Consider the following 19059-nt stretch of genomic DNA (forward strand, 5'->3'; position numbering starts at 1 on the left):
CTAGTTATAAAGGAGGATTCTCGTATGACCAAGTCATTAGAAGGAAAAACAGCATTTATTACAGGATCTGCAAGTGGGATTGGATTAGAAATCGCAAGGGCGTTTGCACAAGAAGGCGCTAAGGTTGTGATCTCAGATCTAAATGCTAATAAAAGCGAAGAAGTGGCTGCTGAATTAAGGGAGCAAGGATTTGAAGCATTATCTGCGCCATGTGATGTGACCGACGAGGAAGCATTTAAAAATAGTCTTCAGTCAGCTTATAAAGCGTTCGGAAGTATTGATATTTTAGTCAATAATGCAGGAATGCAGTATGTATCACCAATTGAGGAGTTTCCGACTGAGAAATTTGAATTACTAGTCAAAATCATGTTAACCGCACCATTTATCGGGATTAAAAATGTATTTCCAATCATGAAGAAACAAGGCTTTGGAAGAGTAATCAATATGGCTTCCATTAATGGTGTGATCGGGTTTGCTGGCAAGGCCGCATATAATAGTGCAAAACACGGCGTCATTGGTTTGACCAAGGTTGCAGCATTGGAAGGTGCAGCAGACGGAATCACCGTAAATGCTTTATGTCCTGGTTACGTGGATACACCACTAGTAAGAAACCAATTGGGAGATTTGGCTAAAACGAGGAACGTCAGCTTAGACAGTGTAATTGAAGAAGTACTCTTCCCGCTGGTTCCACAAAGAAGGCTATTATCCGTAACAGAAATTGCTGATTATGCGGTCTTTTTAGCAAGTGATAAAGGAAGAGGCGTTACAGGTCAAGCAGTTATTCTAGATGGCGGCTACACGGCTCAATAATTCCAAATAGAGAATCCTATTCGATTGTTCGAATAGGATTTTCATATTGTATGAAAATGCCTCCATTCACTCAAATCAACGTACTCGTTTGGTATAATTATAATATCTAAGGTGTAGAGGTGGGAAAAGAATGTACCAAGGATTTGAGAAGATTCCCAATAAATGGCATGAGCAAATGATTCATCTATTAGCAGAACGAATCGTAGTCGTCGATCATGATGGGACTATTCTTTATATAAATGAGGCATATTGTGAGTTCTTAGGAACGACCGTTAAAGATGCTGTCAACCGGCCTGTACAAGAGGTCATTGAAAATTCTCGCATGCACATTGTCGTCAAAACAGGACAAAAAGAACTTGCTGCTCTTCATCCGATTAATGGAAGTGAAATGATTGCAAACCGTTTCCCGATCATTGAGGATGGAAAAATCGTCGGAGCGGTGGGAACTGTCATGTTTCGTACCCCTGAGGAATGGCGGATGTATAAAACAAAAATCCAGGGGCTAGTTGAAGAATTAAAGTATTATAAAACAAAACTGGAAAAAGAGCTGAAAAGTAAGTACCAATTCAATGATTTAATTGGAAAAAGCTCTACTTTTCTAGCAACCAAAAAATTAGCAGAAAGAATATCTGGAAGCAACTCATCCGTTTTATTGATCGGGGATTCAGGAACAGGCAAGGAATTATTCGCTCATGCCATTCATAATAGCAGCATGCGTGCCTCCTTACCCTTTGTTGCAATCAATTGTGCTTCAATACCTGAACATTTACTAGAATCGGAACTATTTGGCTATGATGATGGTGCGTTTACAGGAGCAAAGAAAGGCGGAAAGAAGGGGCAGTTCGAAATTGCCAACAATGGTACACTTTTTCTAGATGAAATAGGTGACATGCCACTTTCGATGCAAAGTAAGCTTTTGAGGGTGCTGCAGGAAAAAGAGATTCAGCGAGTCGGAGGTCAAAAGTCAATTGCAGTAGATGTGCGAATCATAGCAGCAACACACCGGGATTTAGAGATGCTGGTGGAAGAAGGAAAGTTTCGTCAGGATTTGTATTATCGATTAAATGTCATCAAAATAGAAATTCCCCCTCTTAGAGAGCGAAAAGAGGATATTCCGCTAATCTCTCAAAGCTTATTGAAAAAGTTAGAGGGGAAATTTTACCGCAAAGGAATTGAGCTATCTACTGTGGTAGAAGAGAGACTAATGGAGCATTCATGGCCGGGAAACATCCGGGAACTTGAGAATGTCTTGGAACGATCCATCAATGTTCTGGATGGGAAAACGATTGAAATGGTCCACCTGCCATTATACTTACGTGACATGGAACCGGAGACTAACTTTGTTAAGGGAGCTAATACCCAGAATCTTGAGACGACGCCAAAACCGCTATTACCGATTTTCTCATTAAAAGAAACACTTGCTCATGCCGAGAAGAAAGCCATTTTAAATGCATTAGAGGTGACAAATGGCAATAAGCAGGAGGCTGCTAAACTACTGGAAATTGGGAAAACTAGTTTCTATGAAAAATGTAAATTATATGCTATTAGATAGTAACAATAATTAATTTGGGACTTCATTTCCAACTCGAAAAGAGTAGGTGGAAGAAAGCCGATCTTGTTAGGGTGTCAGGCACCAGCCGTGGACAGATGTCCACGGCTGGTGCCTGACACCTTTTTTAAGCTATTCTTATAGGCAGTTCATATTCAATTCATATATTCTTTGTATAATCGGGTTGTAATCGAGAATGTAGACTTGAATTTAACGTGACCTTTAGAAGGGATGTAAATATAAATGTCTGAAGTAAAGAGTCAAAAGGGCTGGCGTCAATTTATTCGATTGGTTCAGCATACCAATCCATCTAAATTGCTCCTTGGTATCGCTCTTTTATTAAGTGTAGGTACCACAATAGTGGGGCGATCAAATTATCTTTTTGGATAAAGGGAAAATTAAGGGAAGCGGTACACATGAACAACTTTTAAGAACTCACTCCTTGTATCGTGAATTTGCCGAGCAACAATTACGGATCAACGAATCTGCTTAATAGAAGGAAAGGAATGAGGAGGAATGACAAAAGTTCTAATGGTCGATGATGATGCTAATATTCGCGAACTAATCCAACTTTTTTTAAAAAAAGAAGGATTCGAACTTTATGAGGCATCAGATGGTGTAATGGCATTACAACTGATGGAAAAAGTAAAGATGGATTTAGCGATCATTGATATTATGATGCCAAATATGGATGGCTGGGAATTATGCAAAGAGCTGCGGGAATTTAGTGATATTCCCATCTTAATGCTGACCGCCAAAGGGGAAACCACACAAAAGCTGAAAGGATTCGAGTTGGGAGCGGACGATTATCTAGTTAAACCCTTTGACCCAATGGAGTTAACCGCTCGAGTTAAAGCATTATTAAAACGGTATAATATAACGGTTTCGCAAACGATTACGATTAATGAATTTAAATTGAATCGAAAAACACATGAAATTTCTTTTAAAAATAAGGAATATACGATTCCGTTGAAAGAATTTGAGCTGTTGTTTAAACTGGCCAGCTATCCTGGAAAAACGTTTTCACGAGAAGTGCTCATTGAAGACATTTGGGGCTACGACTATGAAGGAGACGAACGAACTGTCGATGTTCATATTAAAAGGTTAAGAGAGCGGTTTCCAGAAAGAGAATTCCCGTTCCGGATTCAGACGATTTGGGGATTAGGCTACCGCTTTGAGGTAAAATTATGAAAATCAAGCGCTTTTTTCAACATGTTTTTGGGATTGTCTTTTTCTTTGTATTTGTCTCTTTTGGTTTTTCAGCAGGTTATTTTATTGTCTCTGGCACTTATCGATTATTCGATTTTCATACATCCGATTACCTTCGTCATATGGCATCGGTAATTACTGGTTTATTGACGATGAGCTTAGTTGGTTTTCTTATATCTTTATTCACTCGTTCAAGGCGACGCAATCTCTTTCATGAAGTACTGGATGCGTTAAGTAGGATTTCTAAAGGTGATTTTAATGTATACCTCGATTTAAAGGCTGGTAAAAGAAATCAATTCACGAGTCTGATTGACCATATTAATCATATGGCTAAGCAATTAAAGCAGTTGGAAGAGATGCGGCAGGAGTTTATTTCTAATGTCTCACATGAAATTCAGTCGCCGCTGACGTCGATCATGGGTTTTGCAAGAGCACTTCAATATGGCCAGCTTTCGAGCGATGAAAGAAGTCATTATCTCAGTATTATTGAAACAGAAAGCAAAAGATTATCGAAATTAAGTGATAATCTTCTAAAACTAACCTCCCTAGAATCCAAGCATCATCCCTTTGAGCGACATAGCTATCGGTTAGACCAACAATTACGGACAATTATATTGGCCTGTGAACCACATTGGATTGAAAAGGAACTGGAACTGGATGTGTCCCTCGAGAAGGTCATCATCATTGCGGATGAAGATTTGATGAGCCAGGTATGGACCAATCTGATTCACAATAGTATTAAATTTACTGAGAAGCACGGAAGTATTCGTGTCCATCTCCAGCAGGTCGATGACAAAACGATCGTGAAAATTTCCGATACGGGGATTGGCATCACGAAAAAAGATCAGATCCATGTATTTGAACGATTCTACAAAGCAGATAAGGCAAGGGACCGGTCAAAAGGCGGCAGCGGTTTAGGACTCTCCATCGTAAAAAAAATCATCGAAATGCACGAAGGAACCATCTGTGTTGACAGCGAAGAAGGGAAGGGAACCACCTTCACCATTACACTATAAAAACCATTTTTGTGTAGATTTGGGTGTCAGGCACCGCTCGTGGACAAATGTCCACGAACGGTGCCTGACACCCTTTTTAAATTTATTGTTCTGATATACATAGGGAAAATCATATTTATAGGAAGATAAGTAAGTAATTTAGGTTATCTAACAATGGGGGAATGAGTGCTCGTGCCAATTGATTGGGATGAAAAGGATAGGATTTTTCATTTGTACAATAGCAAGACTAGTTATTTGATTCAAATTGTCCATGGTAAATATCCCGCTCATTTGTATTGGGGCAAGATGGTTAAGACGCTGCATCCTTCTTCCATTCTGGCGTTTAAAGGCAGGGCTTTTTCGCCGACTACCGAACCTTCTCTTCCGCAATTTTCACTTGATACGCTACCACAGGAATATCCCGCTTTTGGGAACGGGGACTTTCGTTCGCCGGCTTATCAGATCCGTTCTGCTGACGGAACTACGGTAACGGACTTTGTCTTTGATTCTCATGAAATTTTTCAAGGAAAACATACGCTTGAGGGATTACCGTCTGCTTATGTCGAGGATAATTCTGATGCTGAAACATTAGTGCTAACACTGGTAGATTCCATGCTTGGGATCGGGATAAATCTACATTATACAATTTATCGTGATTTTGATGTGATAACGAGATCGGTCTCCTTTGAGCACCTTGGCAGCCATGAAGTGGAAATACATAAGTGTATGAGTATGTCAGTCGACATTCATCAATCAGATTGGGATTGGCTGCACCTTTATGGAACATGGGGGCGTGAGCGTCACATCGAAAGACAGCCACTCAACCACGGGATTCAAACGATTTCATCAGCTCGGGGTTCAAGCAGCCATCAACATAATCCTTTTGTTGCGCTGCTTTCAAAAGACACTAACGAAGAATATGGGGATGTATTTGGCATCAGTTTGGTATACAGTGGGAATTTTCAAGCTTCCATCGAAGTGGATCCTTATCAAACTTCCAGACTTAGCATCGGCATAAACCCCTTTGATTTTACATGGGTGCTGCAGCCGGGGGAAACCTTTCAAACTCCTGAGGCTTTAATGGTTTATTCCTCGGACGGGCTTGGAGGAATGTCCAGGACATATCATAAATTTCTGAGGGAAAGGGTTTGTCGAGGGGTATACCGCGACAAAACACGCCCAATTCTCATTAATAACTGGGAAGCCACCTTTTTTCATTTTAATGAAAAAAAACTTATCGACCTTGCGGATGCAGCAAAAGAGTTGGGCATTGAACTGTTTGTATTGGATGATGGCTGGTTTGGGCATCGTGACAATGATAAAAGTTCGTTGGGTGATTGGTTTGTTTTTAAGAAAAAACTTCCGAATGGTTTAACCGGATTGGCTGATTATATCCAAAAAAAGGGGATGCAATTTGGGTTATGGGTCGAGCCGGAAATGGTTTCTCCTGACAGTAATTTGTATCAGAAGCATCCCGATTGGTGTATCCATGTGCCGGGACGGAACCGAACACAGTCCAGAAATCAATTAATTCTTGATTTAAGCCGGGAAGACGTATGTAATTTTTTAATCGAAACGCTGACCGAAGTCTTTAGCAGTGCTAAGATCTCCTATGTGAAATGGGATATGAATCGAAATATGACGGAGGTGGGTTCAGCTGCGCTTCCACCTCATCGGCAAAAAGAAACCGCGCACCGTTATATGCTTGGCTTGTACCGAATCCTAGACAAACTGACCGAACGATTTCCTAGGATTTTATTTGAAAGCTGTTCCGGAGGAGGCGGTCGCTTTGATCCTGGAATGCTCTATTATATGCCGCAAACCTGGACGAGTGATGATACGGATGCTGTTGAACGGCTTAAAATTCAATACGGAACAAGTCTCATTTATCCTGCCATTACAATGGGAGCACATGTATCAGATGTGCCAAATCACCAGGTCGGTAGAACCACACCGCTTTTAATGAGATGCCATGTGGCGATGGCTGCAAATTTGGGGTTTGAATTAAATATCGACAAACTGAGTCGGGATGATAAGGAGGTGGTAATGGAGCAAATCAAACGATATCATCAAATCAAGGATATCGTCTGTTTTGGTGACTTATTCAGGCTGTTAAGTCCGTTTGATGGAATGGATTCGGCGTGGATGTATGTTTCACCGAATCAGGAAAGGGCTGCTGTTTTTTACTTTAAAACGTTGGCAACACCAAATCCACCGTTTTTCCGGCTGAAGTTGCGTGGGCTAAAGTCGGATGAGATGTATAGAGTAAATAGGGGAGAACAGGAATATGTGGGCGATGAGCTTATGAAAATTGGATTAATGCTGCCATTGATAAAAAGAGATTTTACATCGATTATTTACCACATTGAAGCATTCGAAAAGTAATCAAATAAAAAATACGAGCATTACCTTATATATATATCAATTAAAATTCACAATTTTGACATGCCATTTACCTTTGCAAAGAAATTTTTTTGGTATATGCTTAAGTAGAAAATATAATAGCAGGCTTAGAGACTTGGAGAAAGCCATAAAAACCCTTGGGAATGATTATTACTATTCCTATGCGTTTTTATGGCTTTTTTGTGTGCAAAAATACCCCTTAAGATGAACAGGGAGGGAATTGGGTATGGGACAAAAACTGGAAACAGAAGTAATTGTAATAGGTGGAGGAATGACGGGTACAGGAGTGCTTCGTGATCTTTCCTTACGTGGCATAAAAGCGATATTAATAGAGCAACAGGACTTGGGACATGGAACTTCCACACGAAATCATGGTCTGCTCCATTCGGGTGCACGATATGCTGTTCGTGATGAAGAAGTAGCAATTGAAAGTTATCGAGAAAACCTAATCTTAAAAAAAACGATTCCAGGTTCAATCGAGCAAACAGGAGGTTTATTCGTAAAAGTACCTGAAGATGATGATCAATATATTCAAAAATGGCTGACGTCTTGTGAAAAGGTGGGTATTCCTGTTGAAGAAATACCTGTTGCCCACGCCTTACAGCAAGAACCTTTTTTAAGCAAGGACTTACAAGCCGTGTATCGGGTCCCAGATGGTGCGGTTGACTGTTTTACGATGGTGGTTGATGTGGTCGCGGATGCGGTAAAACATGGTGCAAAGGCTTTGACCTATCATGAAGTGGTAGATGTATTAACGGAGCAAAACCGGGTAATTGGTTTGCGTGTTCGTGATGTTTTTACAGGGGAGAAAAAAGAAATTTTTGCTCAGCTGGTTGTTAATGCAGCAGGTCCTTGGGGGGCGGAAATTGCCCAATTAGCCGGGATTCCCTTAAGAATGATTAATAATAAAGGGATGCTCGCAATTTTTAGCCATCGTATCAATAAGCAAGTCATTAATCGTCTGCGCATGCCCGGAGATGCTGACATTTTCGTTCCGGCCCATAATGTGACAATCTTTGGTACAACTGGAATGAATGTCGAAGATCCGAATGACTTTTCCTTAAGTCGACAAGAGCTCGAGGGTATGTTGGCTGAAGGGAAAAAGTTAATTCCAAAGATCAATGAATTACGGTTGATTCGTGCTTATAGCGGCAGCCGTCCACTATATCAAGAATCGAATGTGGCTGATGTGAGTGGGAGGAATGTTACCCGTGGAGTTGCGTTATTAGACCATCATACACGCGATGGATTGGACGGATTAGTCACGATTACAGGCGGGAAGTTGACAACCTTCCGCTTTATGGCGGAAAAAACAGTCGATTTAATTTGCGAAAAACTCGGGGTAAAGGCAAACTGCACCACGGACCAGGAAATGGTCCCTCACCGGAACGCTGATGAGTTTTTCAAAGAAGTGGATATGGCTCCTGCTGCAAAACAAAAATTATTTCATTGGGCAGGTCCGAAGGCAAAAAAAATTGAATCAGCCTTAAAAGAGAAGCATTCAAATGTTGTCGTTTGTGAGTGTGAGCAAGTAACCTGGGCAGAAATTGAATCCGTCTTACCAGAGGAAGGCCGATTTCATCTAGGGGATATTCGGCGTAGAACCCGCTTAGGCATGGGACCGTGTCAAGGAACCTTCTGCAATCACCGGACAGCAGCACTAGCTGTTGAGAAAGGAAAGACGACGATTGAGGATGCTGAATGGGCACTTCACCATGCAGTTTTTGAAAGGAAAAAAGGTATGGATGTGGTTGCTACGGGTGAAACCGCGAAGCAATTGCAGTTGATGGAAACGATTTATAAAGTTTCTTTAGGACTCGGAGAGGGGGATTATCAACATGTATGATGTGGTTGTTTTAGGTCAAGGGTTATCGGGATTGATTTCTGCCATTTGGGCAAAAGAACAAGGGTATAGCACGGCATTAGTAGCCACTGGAACAGGGGAAATTATTCAATCAACCGGGGTGATGGACCTAATTCCTGGATCAGTGGAGGGATTAAATGAATGGGCTGAGCTTTATCAAATGAGTAATTTGCAACTATCTCAATTGACAAGAGCAATAGAACAATTTAAAACTTTAACGAAAAAATTAGGATATCCGTACGAGGGTGAAATCGAGAAACTCTCTTCCATTGTTACCGGCTCCGGCCATGTGAAAAAGACAGCACTTTACCCTGAGACCATTTCTCCCCTTCCAGAAAAAGGTCATGTTGTGATCGTTGGGTTTGAGGAAGTAGTCGATTTTCAGCCCGCTTATATTAAAGGGAATTTACAAAAGGCTAGACCTCAGTTAGCTATAGATGTATTAAAAATTAAGTTAGGAAATCACTCGCAGCGGACGATGACACAATTAGATGCGGCACGGCTATTGGATCAAAAGGAAATTCGGAACCATTGCATCAACCAAATTAAACGGCGTATTGTTGAAGAGAATATCAGGCAAGGCGATATGTTTATTTTTCCAGCATCACTTGGAGTTGAGCAATGGAAAGAAACAATGGAACAGTTTTCTTTTGAACTTAATGCAAAGATCACCGAGGCACCTGGCATGCCACCGAATACGACAGCCATCCGTCTCTATGAACGTTTGAAAAAAGAAGCAGTGAAATTAGGTGTGAGATTTTATGCTGACACCACCGTTACTGGGTGCATCATTGACGGAGAAGAAATCAAATCGTTGACTATCCATACCGCAAATAGATTGACGAACCTTAACGGGAAACAATTTATCCTCGCAACCGGAGGGATTCTAGGTGGTGGATTGGAAGTAACCACGGAAGGGTTAAAGGAAACGGATTTACGACTGGAAACAGATGAAAAGGGAGCACTGCTTCATTGTCCAACCAACCTCTACCCAGTAGGTGCAAGCAGGGGTATTCAGGTTACGCAGAACGGTATTACCGGAGGTGTTTTTATCCTTTTATCGATCCATGAAATGATCGAACAACTTCGCCAGCAAATGATGTTAGGGGGAACACGTAGTGCTTGAGTTGCAATTTGCTGAATCCACATTTGATAAGTGTCTTAAATGTAATGCGTGTGTTGCAAGCTGTCCTGTTTCCAATACATCGTTGGAATTCGGCGGCCCGAAACATTTAGGACCTGAGTTAAAAAGGCTTATGGATAATCGACAACTCCTCGATGATAAACGAATCGAATTATGTACGCTATGTGGCAATTGCAACATGTCTTGTCCGGAGAATGTCCATGTATCGACGTTGACCGCTTATTTAAAAGCGATTCATGCGGAGAAGTCGGGAACAAAATTCCGTGACTTGGTGTTAAGTAATGCTGAAATGGTAGGAAAACTGGCTTCCGCGTTTGCACCTGTTACGAATCTTGCCATGGGAATGAAACCTGTACGAAAGGTGATGGAGATCATCATGGGCATTCCTGCAGAGAGGCAATTTCCAAAGTATCGTTTTAATAATTTCAACCGTGTCTATATACAGAAAGTATGCCTTTACTGAGCGCAAAGTCGCTTATTTTGTGGGTTGTTATGCGACTTATAATGCACCAGAAGTAGCAGAAAGCTTCATTAAGGTGATGGAGCATAATGGCATTGAGGTGGTTAAACCCAACCAAAAATGCTGCGGTGTTCCAATGTTCGCTAACGGACAAATGAAACAAGGACTGAAAAATGCAAACGATAATATTAATAGCTTTTTAGAATATACTCGCCAAGGCTATGATATAGTCGTCACCTGTACAAGCTGCACCCTTGCACTTAAAAAAGAGTATGTAGCATATGTAAAGACAGAGGAAGCAAAAGAATTGGCCAACCATGTCTATGATGCGGATGAATATTTGCTCATGCTAAAGGAAAATGGGGAACTGAACATGAATTTAGCGCCAATTAATACAAAAGCAGGTTACTATGCTCCATGCCATATGAAAGCACAAGGAATTGGAAATCCAGCGATGGATATATTAGAACTTATTCCCAGCTATGAAATTACTGACGTGGGAGCAGGCTGCTGCGGGCAATGTGGCACTTTTGGATTTAAAACGGAAAAATATGATGTTTCGATGAAAATTGGCCGACCGATGGCTGAAGCAGTGGAGGAATTGAATGCAGATTATACCGTTACAGAATGTGGAATGTGTAAAAATCAACTTGACCAACTGAATGAAAAAGCGGTTAAACACCCCATGCAAATCGTAGCAGAATCATATGAACGTGCAAAAGTATTGCTATAATATCCATTTACACAGTTTGGACATTACCAATCTAAGTAAATCTAATTAAAGACTGTATAGAGGGATAAAATTGTTATAAAATAATAGAATAAGAGAACGAAGATGAAAGGTGAACAATGGGGATGAGCTTCTTTGGACAAAAGGTGTTACCCGCAATTCGAAAAATAGAAGATGTTGAAAAAATGATGATAAGTAATTATGAGTATCTTGTCATTTTGGATCTGCATGTTTCCAGACTGAAACCCATTTTTCAAATGGCTAAGGCCAACCATAAAAAGTTAATTATTCATATGGATTTAATTCATGGTCTAAAAAGTGATGAATACTCCACCGAATTTATTTGTCAGGAATTTAAGCCATTTGGACTGATTTCAACTAAAGGTAGCGTTATTCTGAAAGCGAGGCAGAAAGGCGTAATTTCGGTTCAGCGTCTGTTTTTATTAGACACGAGTTCAATCGAAAAGAGTTTCGCGTTAATCGAACGGACCCAGCCCGATTTTATTGAAGTGTTACCTGGAATTATGCCGAAAATTATTAAGGATATTCGCAATCGAACGCAAAGGGAAGTATTTGCCGGAGGATTTATCGATACGATTGAAGAGGTAGAACAAGCATTTGCAGCAGGAGCAATCACAGTAACAACATCCAAAAAAGATTTATGGAAATATTTTGAGCCAGAAAAGAAAAAGTAATAGAATACTAAATTGTACTCAAAAGACATTCTTTATTTTCATAGAGAATGCCTTTTTATGTTGGTTTTCGGCAGCTACAATAGATTAATATAGGCAAATAATGAGTGAAAATATGAAGATTTTGTGAATGTATTGACAGCGCTTTCAGGTAAATATTATACTAGTAATTAAGTTGATAATATGTGAAGAAGAGCCAGAGACTCACGGAATTCCCCTTTTTTTGGGATATTTCTGTGTGTCTTTTTTGTTTTTTTCTGGATTATTTTCGACGGATAAAGATGTTTTTTAAAAAAAAGGAGGTTTATTATGACAGCTTTTTGGGGTGAATTAATTGGCACGGCAATTTTAATTACGTTAGGTGCTGGCGTGTGCGCAGGTGTGAATCTGAAGAAAACACTCTCTAATGGCAGTGGTTGGATTGTGATTACGTTTGGTTGGGGATTTGCGGTAGCCGTTGCTGCATACTCAGTAGGTAAATTTAGTGGCGCCCATCTAAATCCTGCTTTAACCGTGGCGCTGGCCTTTACCGGTGACCTTCCGTGGAAAGAAGTCCCATCGTATATTTTCGGTCAAGTAATTGGTGCAATGATTGGGGCTATAATTATTTATTTCCAATACCTTCCACATTGGAGAGTAACAGAAGATCAAGGGGCGAAATTAGGTACATTTGCAACAGGTCCTGCCATTCCGCATACTTTTGCAAATTTAATTAGTGAAATTATTGGTACATTTATTCTTGTTTTAGGAATATTAGCGATTGGTGCAAATAAATTTACAGATGGACTAAATCCACTTGTGGTAGGCTTCCTTATTGTTAGTATCGGTTTAAGTCTTGGGGGAACAACAGGATATGCGATCAATCCCGCCCGTGACTTTGGTCCAAGGTTAGCACATGCCCTTCTTCCTATTCCAGGAAAAGGAAGTTCTAACTGGGGATATTCATGGATTCCCATTGTAGGCCCAATCCTTGGAGGAAGTTTGGGAGGATTATTTTATAAAGCTGCCTTTCTCGGTAAAACAGAAATGAGTCTTTGGTTTATAATAGGGGCAATTGTAGTTGTTCTTGGGATCGCTTCCGTAATGGGAAAGAAACCTCAGGAAACGGTCCACGTAGAAAAAGTCAGTGCATAATTTTAATTAAAGGGAGAGTTTATATATGGAAAAATACATTTTATCATTAGATCAAGGTACAACAAGTTCACGTGCTATTCTTTTTAATAAAGAAGGAAAGATTGTCCAAGTCGCTCAGCAGGAATTTCAACAATTCTTCCCTCAACCAGGTTGGGTAGAACATAATGCAAATAAAATTTGGGGTTCGATCCTAGCGGTAATGGCTTCTTGTTTGGCCGGGGCGAATGTAAAACCAGAACAAGTGGCTGGAATCGGTATTACAAACCAACGGGAAACAGCAGTTGTCTGGGATAAAGAAACTGGCCAACCGATATATCATGCAATTGTTTGGCAATCCCGCCAAACAGCAGCAATTTGTGAAGAATTGAAAGCAAAAGGATATGATCAATTATTCAGGGATAAAACAGGCCTTTTAATTGATGCTTATTTCTCTGGAACAAAAGTGAAATGGATTCTTGATAATGTAGAAGGTGCAAGAGAAAAAGCAGAGCGTGGTGAACTGCTATTTGGAACAATTGATACATGGCTTATTTGGAAACTATCTGGTGGAAAAGCCCATGTAACAGATTACTCCAATGCATCGAGAACATTGATGTACAATATTCATGATCTTAAATGGGATGAAGAGTTATTAGATATTCTTTCTGTGCCTGCTTCGATGCTTCCAGAAGTTCGCCCATCTTCAGAAGTATACTCAGAAACAGTTGATTACCATTTCTTTGGCTGTAATGTGCCAATTGCCGGAGTTGCGGGTGACCAGCAAGCAGCGCTATTCGGTCAAGCATGTTATGATAAAGGAATGGCGAAAAATACTTATGGAACTGGCTGCTTTATGTTAATGAATACCGGAGAACAAGCAGTAAAATCAGAGCACGGTTTGTTAACAACAATTGCATGGGGTATTAACGGAAAAGTAGAATATGCATTAGAAGGAAGTATCTTTGTTGCCGGATCTGCCATTCAATGGCTTCGTGATGGGCTCCGGATGTTTAGAAACGCTGAAGAGAGCGAGAAATTTGCTACTAGTGTAGCATCTACTGACGGTGTTTATGTCGTTCCAGCATTCGTCGGTTTAGGAACACCTTATTGGGATAGTGATGTACGTGGTTCGGTCTTTGGCTTAACACGTGGTACAACGAAAGAACACTTTGTTCGCGCAACGTTAGAATCCCTTGCTTATCAAACAAAGGATGTCTTAACGTCTATGGAGGCGGATTCAGGTATTTCGCTTAAAGCTTTGCGTGTAGACGGTGGAGCTGTTGCTAATAACTTTTTAATGCAATTCCAAAGCGATGTGTTAGATGTTCCAGTTGAACGTCCAGAAATAAAAGAAACCACAGCATTAGGAGCTGCATATTTAGCAGGATTAGCGGTAGGTTATTGGGAAAGCCAAGAAGAAATAGCTACTCAATGGAATATGGATAAAGCATTTACACCAGATATGGCTGAAGAGGATCGAAACAATTTATATACAGGTTGGAAAAAGGCTGTAAACGCAGCTAGGGCTTTTAAATAATCGTCATCTATGGTAAACTATACTTAAGTTAATATTTTGGCGGGAGAAACTCGAGAGGCCACAACAAAGCAATGGATTTAATATCATTGTGATTGTTGTGGCCTCTTTTTTTTATCCCCATTGGAGGTAACCATAGTGGAAATGTTAAAATTCTCGGGTTCGAATAGGAACACGATCTTAAAGAAAATGGCAGTTGAGGAATTTGATGTACTTGTTATCGGTGGGGGAATTACAGGCGCTGGAATCGCATTAGATGCCGTAACAAGGGGAATGAAAACGGCATTAGTCGAAATGCAAGATTTTGCCGCTGGGACATCAAGCCGATCAACGAAGCTTGTTCACGGTGGTCTCAGGTATTTAAAACAATTCGAAGTAAAGATGGTCGCGGAAGTAGGGAAGGAACGAGCGATTGTTTATGAAAATGGCCCGCATGTAACTACACCAGAATGGATGCTCCTGCCAATGCATAAAGGTGGAACGTTTGGGAAATTCGGTACATCAATTGGACTACGAGTCTATGACTTTTTAGCAGGCGTAAAAAAAAGTGAACGAAGAAAAATGCTTTCTTTGGATGATACCATTCAGAAAGAGCCGCTGATTAAAAGAGAGGGATTAAAAGGCGGCGGATATTATGTGGAATATCGGACCGATGATGCTCGGTTAACCATCGAAGTTATAAAAGAAGCGGTCGCTCATGGTGTCAAAGCAGTAAACTATTCAAAAGTAATTGAGCTTCTGTATCAAGAGGGTAAGGTGATCGGTGCAAATGTTGAGGATCTATTAACTGGTACCGTTCATGATATTTACGCAAAACACATCATTAATGCCACTGGCCCTTGGGTCGATTCGCTCCGAGACAAGGATCAGTCGTTATCTGGGAAAAAACTGCGGCTCACCAAAGGGGTCCATTTGGTGATGGATCAGTCGAGATTTCCCCTTAAACAGGCGGTGTATTTTGATACACCTGATGGCCGCATGGTATTTGCCATTCCAAGGGATGGGAAAACGTATGTGGGGACAACAGACACCTATTATGGCAACGATCCGATTCATCCGAAAATGACGGCAGCTGACCGAGATTACATTATTAATGCGATTCATTATATGTTTCCAACCGTTGCTATTAATGGGGAGGATATTGAATCAAGCTGGGCAGGGGTAAGACCACTTATTTATGAAGAAGGCAAGGATCCCTCTGAAATTTCGCGAAAAGATGAAATTTGGGTATCAAATTCTGGCATGATTACAATCGCAGGCGGGAAACTGACCGGATACAGAAAAATGGCAGAAACTGTAGTAGATTTGATCGCTAAACAGTGCGGCGAAGCACGCCATATTGGATCTTGCCAAACAAAGCATTTACCTATTTCTGGAGGTCATATGGATGGCTCTCGTAACTTTGCTTCATTTATAGAAAAAAAGGAAAAAGAAGGCGAGTTAAGAGGGCTTTCAAAGGACCAATACCGAAAATTAGTCCATCGATATGGTTCCAATATAGATCGTATTTTTGAAATAGCGAAAACGTATGACCCAAATAACAAATTTGGCTTGCCTCTAGAGGTGTTTGTTCAAATCGTTTATTCCTTAGAGGAAGAAATGGCCGTAAAACCAGTGGACTTTTTTATCCGCCGAACGGGAGCTTTATTTTTTGATATTCAATGGGTACATGAGTGGAAAGAAGCAATCATTGGCTTTATGGAAGATGCTCTTGGATGGACATTGGAGGAGAAGGCCGCGTTCAAAGACGAATTAGAAACCGCACTTAAGGATGCTATCCATCCGAAACCGACTGAAATGAAATGAGTTTATCCGCCGTGCAGCCCTAATGGTACACGTAACTTTTTGGAAGGATTGAAAAACTAATCAAACGTTTGATTGAATAATTTATGGGCTTGGAATATATAGGGTCGCCATGTCATATTATTTACCATATCAAACGTTTGATTGTTTTAAAGTATAAAGGTACAGAAATATCGACGACGATGAAGACGAAGACGAATGAATATAATTCCGACTTAATGCATTGGAATATTTGGTTTTCAATTTTTCCGAAAAATAAAGAGGAGGAATTCCATGAATACCTTTCTTATCATTGTAAATGTCGCGGTGCTGCTATTACTCATGTTTGGTTTATTTACGATGCAAAAAAAGCATGTTTCTTTTTCCAAGCGTGTTTTTAGTGCGTTGGGTTTAGGAATTATATTTGGTTTTATTATTCATCTCATTTATGGTACGACACATGAAGTAACGTCAGGTTCGATTGATTGGTTTAACATAGTCGGGAATGGCTATGTAAAGCTATTACAAATGGTCGTTATGCCACTCATCTTTGTTTCGATTGTCGGCGCTTTTACAAAACTAAAATTAACGAAAAATATAGGGAAAATCAGTTTTCTTGTCATCGGCATCCTTCTTGCAACGACGGCCGTTTCTGCCGCGGTTGGCATCGGCTCTGCATTAGGATTTGGTCTTGACGGGGTCCAACTAACTGAAGGAGATGCAGAAGCAGCCCGGAATGCCCAGTTAGAGGAGAGAGCTGCAGGGATCGAAAATATGACACTCCCACAGCAAATCATTGAGTTAATCCCAAGCAATCCGTTTCAGGATTTAACGGGGGCCCGCGCAACATCGACGATTGCGGTTGTTATTTTTGCCGTATTTATCGGTATTGCTTACCTTGGAGTTAAGCGTAAGGACCCAGAGCATGGTGAATTTTTTGCAAAGATCATTGATACCTTCTACTCTGTTGTCATGAGGGTGGTCACACTGATTCTTCGTTTAACGCCATATGGTATCTTAGCAATCATAGCCAGGGTTACAGCAACGAGTGACTATGCCGCGATAGCAAAACTAGGTAAGTTTGTGATTGCCTCGTATGTGGCGCTCATTATTGTGTTTATTGTCCATCTTCTTCTCTTATCATTTGCGAAACTAAGCCCTATAAATTATGTGAAAAAAGGGCTGCCAACCTTAACTTTTGCCTTCACTTCACGGACAAGTGCAGGAACCTTGCCAATGACCATTAAAACACAAACAAAGGACTTTGGTGTATCCGAAGGTATCGCAAACTTTGCGGGTTCGTTTGGGCTTACAATCGGTCAAAACGGATGTGCAGGCGTTTATCCTGCGATGTTAGCGGTGATGGTTGCCCCGTCAGCCGGTGTGGATCCAACAAGTATATCCTTTATTCTAACGCTCATTCTTGTGGTTGCGATTAGTTCGTTTGGTGTTGCTGGTGTAGGTGGCGGTGCAACCTTCGCAGCCTTAATCGTTTTATCAGTGATGAATCTCCCAATTGCGATTGTTGGTTTGCTTATTTCAGTTGAGCCTCTCATTGACATGGGACGTACAGCCTTAAACGTCAGTGGAGCGATGACATCAGGCATACTCACTAGTAAAGTAACAGGCGAGTTTGAAAACGAGGTTTACGAGCAGCCTAATATCGCCGAAGCATAAAAAACGAGAAGCAAGGTTCAAGGGCTTTTTCGCTTAGCGGAAGAGTCCTTTTTCTGTTGCAAGTATAAAAAATAGGCTGGTCCGCAATATGTTTTGAATTTAAAATACTTGAATTCAAGATAAAATAGAGGTACACTGTAAGCATAGGAAATAGTAATCGGTTTAATGGAATGTAAAATAACCATATTAATAAAAAGATTAATTTTTAAAACATTCGTTTACAAATGAATAATGAAGGGATGAGGAGAAAATGGATAAATTTCATCAGGCACCAAATATTTATGTTGGTGAGGTCAATATTAAAGTAAAAAACCTCGATTTTGCGATCACTTTTTATCAAAATATCATGGGCTTTCAAGTATTGGAGAAACTAGATCGTAAAGCAGTCTTAACGACAGACGGAAAAACCCCATTATTAACGCTAGAGCAGCCGAAAGATGTGGTTGCGAAAACAGGACGTAGTTCAGGTTTGTATCATTTTGCGATCTTGCTTCCATCACGAGCTGATTTATCTGGCTTTTTACGGCATATGATTCAAACGGGATATCCACTCGGTGCTGCAGATCATTATGTTAGTGAGGCGTTATACCTTAACGATCCTGACGGAAATGGGATTGAAGTATACCGGGATCGCCCTTCTTCAGAATGGCGGTGGAACAACGGTTTAGTAGAAATGGCAACAGAAGAGCTTGATGGAAATGGAATTATCGCGGAGAGTGATGCGGAATGGAGTGGTCTGCCGGCGGGCACAGTTATGGGCCACATTCACCTTCACGTATCTAATTTAAAAAAAGCAGAAGAATTTTACACTAAAGGGCTTGGTTTTGAAATTGTTAGTTACTATCCACAAGCGGCATTCCTTTCCACAGGACGTTATCATCATCATATTGCTATCAACACGTGGCAAGGTGAAGGGGCAGCGACACCTCCAAAAAACAGTGTCGGCTTAAATTGGTACACACTTGTCTTCCCCGATGAGGCAACAAGAGAGAATGTGCTTAAGCAGCTAAAGCAATTAGGTGCGCAGATATCGGAAGAAGCTGATTTCTTTGTAACGGAAGATCCTTCAGGAAATCAAATTCGATTAGTTTTATAAA

At 40.7% G+C, this 19059-nt stretch carries 16 protein-coding genes and 1 pseudogene; all 17 read left to right on the plus strand.

All coding sequences use genetic code 11. The annotated features are described in order from the left end of the window. Window positions 1-24 precede the first annotated feature (24 nt). The 17 genes and pseudogenes from J7E63_RS09895 to J7E63_RS09965 all read left to right on the plus strand — a co-directional run bounded on the left by J7E63_RS09895 (window position 25) and on the right by J7E63_RS09965 (window position 19058). Window positions 25-810, plus strand: a complete 786-nt coding sequence (locus tag J7E63_RS09895) for a 3-hydroxybutyrate dehydrogenase (RefSeq protein ID WP_215011503.1) — start codon at window positions 25-27, stop codon at window positions 808-810. A gap of 130 nt (window positions 811-940) precedes the next feature. Next, window positions 941-2362 carry a sigma-54 interaction domain-containing protein gene (locus tag J7E63_RS09900; RefSeq protein ID WP_215011505.1) on the plus strand — a complete coding sequence of 474 codons (1422 nt, stop codon included), beginning with the start codon at window positions 941-943 and terminating at the stop codon, window positions 2360-2362. Between the two features lie 240 nt (window positions 2363-2602). Further along, window positions 2603-2749, plus strand: a complete 147-nt coding sequence (locus J7E63_RS09905; protein ID WP_215011507.1) for a hypothetical protein — start codon at window positions 2603-2605, stop codon at window positions 2747-2749. Further along, a pseudogene (locus tag J7E63_RS29550) lies at window positions 2727-2852 on the plus strand (multidrug transporter); the annotation flags it as partial. The gene J7E63_RS09905 and the pseudogene J7E63_RS29550, both read left to right, overlap by 23 nt. Before the next feature lie 23 nt (window positions 2853-2875). Then, window positions 2876-3550 carry a response regulator transcription factor gene (locus tag J7E63_RS09910; protein WP_215011509.1) on the plus strand — a complete coding sequence of 225 codons (675 nt, stop codon included), beginning with the start codon at window positions 2876-2878 and terminating at the stop codon, window positions 3548-3550. Further along, the gene (locus tag J7E63_RS09915) at window positions 3547-4584 is read left to right on the plus strand and encodes a sensor histidine kinase (RefSeq protein WP_215011511.1); all 1038 of its coding nucleotides are present in this window, start codon (window positions 3547-3549) and stop codon (window positions 4582-4584) included. Before J7E63_RS09910 ends, J7E63_RS09915 begins: the two co-directional genes overlap by 4 nt. A gap of 171 nt (window positions 4585-4755) precedes the next feature. After that, entirely contained in the window at window positions 4756-6948 is a 2193-nt protein-coding gene (locus J7E63_RS09920) for an alpha-galactosidase (RefSeq protein WP_215011512.1), read from the plus strand. A 244-nt stretch (window positions 6949-7192) separates the two neighbouring features. Next, window positions 7193-8812 carry an anaerobic glycerol-3-phosphate dehydrogenase subunit GlpA gene (gene glpA / locus J7E63_RS09925; RefSeq protein WP_215011514.1) on the plus strand — a complete coding sequence of 540 codons (1620 nt, stop codon included), beginning with the start codon at window positions 7193-7195 and terminating at the stop codon, window positions 8810-8812. Next, window positions 8805-9956: an FAD-binding protein gene (locus tag J7E63_RS09930; RefSeq protein WP_215011516.1), complete on the plus strand. Its 1152-nt coding sequence runs from the start codon at window positions 8805-8807 to the stop codon at window positions 9954-9956. The genes glpA and J7E63_RS09930 overlap by 8 nt, the downstream gene beginning before the upstream one ends. Continuing rightward, window positions 9949-10437, plus strand: a complete 489-nt coding sequence (locus J7E63_RS29555) for a 4Fe-4S dicluster domain-containing protein (protein ID WP_308161936.1) — start codon at window positions 9949-9951, stop codon at window positions 10435-10437. Before J7E63_RS09930 ends, J7E63_RS29555 begins: the two co-directional genes overlap by 8 nt. Window positions 10438-10456: 19 nt before the next feature. Beyond that, the gene (locus J7E63_RS09935) at window positions 10457-11167 is read left to right on the plus strand and encodes a heterodisulfide reductase-related iron-sulfur binding cluster (RefSeq protein WP_308161937.1); all 711 of its coding nucleotides are present in this window, start codon (window positions 10457-10459) and stop codon (window positions 11165-11167) included. A gap of 122 nt (window positions 11168-11289) precedes the next feature. After that, window positions 11290-11859 carry a glycerol-3-phosphate responsive antiterminator gene (locus J7E63_RS09940; protein ID WP_215011518.1) on the plus strand — a complete coding sequence of 190 codons (570 nt, stop codon included), beginning with the start codon at window positions 11290-11292 and terminating at the stop codon, window positions 11857-11859. A gap of 306 nt (window positions 11860-12165) precedes the next feature. Beyond that, on the plus strand, window positions 12166-12990 hold the full coding sequence (locus J7E63_RS09945) for an MIP/aquaporin family protein (RefSeq protein WP_215011520.1): 825 nt from the start codon (window positions 12166-12168) through the stop codon (window positions 12988-12990). 25 nt (window positions 12991-13015) lie between these two features. Then, window positions 13016-14506 carry a glycerol kinase GlpK gene (gene glpK / locus J7E63_RS09950; RefSeq protein WP_215011522.1) on the plus strand — a complete coding sequence of 497 codons (1491 nt, stop codon included), beginning with the start codon at window positions 13016-13018 and terminating at the stop codon, window positions 14504-14506. Between the two features lie 141 nt (window positions 14507-14647). Beyond that, entirely contained in the window at window positions 14648-16309 is a 1662-nt protein-coding gene (locus J7E63_RS09955; protein WP_215011583.1) for a glycerol-3-phosphate dehydrogenase/oxidase, read from the plus strand. A gap of 270 nt (window positions 16310-16579) precedes the next feature. Continuing rightward, complete coding sequence (locus J7E63_RS09960; protein ID WP_215011524.1) at window positions 16580-17962, plus strand: L-cystine transporter; 1383 nt, start codon at window positions 16580-16582, stop codon at window positions 17960-17962. 250 nt (window positions 17963-18212) lie between these two features. Next, window positions 18213-19058, plus strand: coding sequence for a VOC family protein (locus J7E63_RS09965; protein WP_215011526.1), 846 nt, complete (start codon window positions 18213-18215; stop codon window positions 19056-19058). Window position 19059: the final 1 nt, after the last annotated feature.

The sequence above is a fragment of the Bacillus sp. ISL-75 genome (assembly GCF_018613095.1).

Coding starts and splice junctions, on each gene's coding strand:
- J7E63_RS09895 (WP_215011503.1), top strand. CDS start 25: ATGACCAAGTCATTAGAAGGAAAAACAGCATTTATTACAGGATCTGCA.
- J7E63_RS09900 (WP_215011505.1), top strand. CDS start 941: ATGTACCAAGGATTTGAGAAGATTCCCAATAAATGGCATGAGCAAATG.
- J7E63_RS09905 (WP_215011507.1), top strand. CDS start 2,603: ATGTCTGAAGTAAAGAGTCAAAAGGGCTGGCGTCAATTTATTCGATTG.
- J7E63_RS09910 (WP_215011509.1), top strand. CDS start 2,876: ATGACAAAAGTTCTAATGGTCGATGATGATGCTAATATTCGCGAACTA.
- J7E63_RS09915 (WP_215011511.1), top strand. CDS start 3,547: ATGAAAATCAAGCGCTTTTTTCAACATGTTTTTGGGATTGTCTTTTTC.
- glpA (WP_215011514.1), top strand. CDS start 7,193: ATGGGACAAAAACTGGAAACAGAAGTAATTGTAATAGGTGGAGGAATG.
- J7E63_RS09930 (WP_215011516.1), top strand. CDS start 8,805: ATGTATGATGTGGTTGTTTTAGGTCAAGGGTTATCGGGATTGATTTCT.
- J7E63_RS09940 (WP_215011518.1), top strand. CDS start 11,290: ATGAGCTTCTTTGGACAAAAGGTGTTACCCGCAATTCGAAAAATAGAA.
- J7E63_RS09945 (WP_215011520.1), top strand. CDS start 12,166: ATGACAGCTTTTTGGGGTGAATTAATTGGCACGGCAATTTTAATTACG.
- glpK (WP_215011522.1), top strand. CDS start 13,016: ATGGAAAAATACATTTTATCATTAGATCAAGGTACAACAAGTTCACGT.
- J7E63_RS09955 (WP_215011583.1), top strand. CDS start 14,648: ATGTTAAAATTCTCGGGTTCGAATAGGAACACGATCTTAAAGAAAATG.
- J7E63_RS09960 (WP_215011524.1), top strand. CDS start 16,580: ATGAATACCTTTCTTATCATTGTAAATGTCGCGGTGCTGCTATTACTC.
- J7E63_RS09965 (WP_215011526.1), top strand. CDS start 18,213: ATGGATAAATTTCATCAGGCACCAAATATTTATGTTGGTGAGGTCAAT.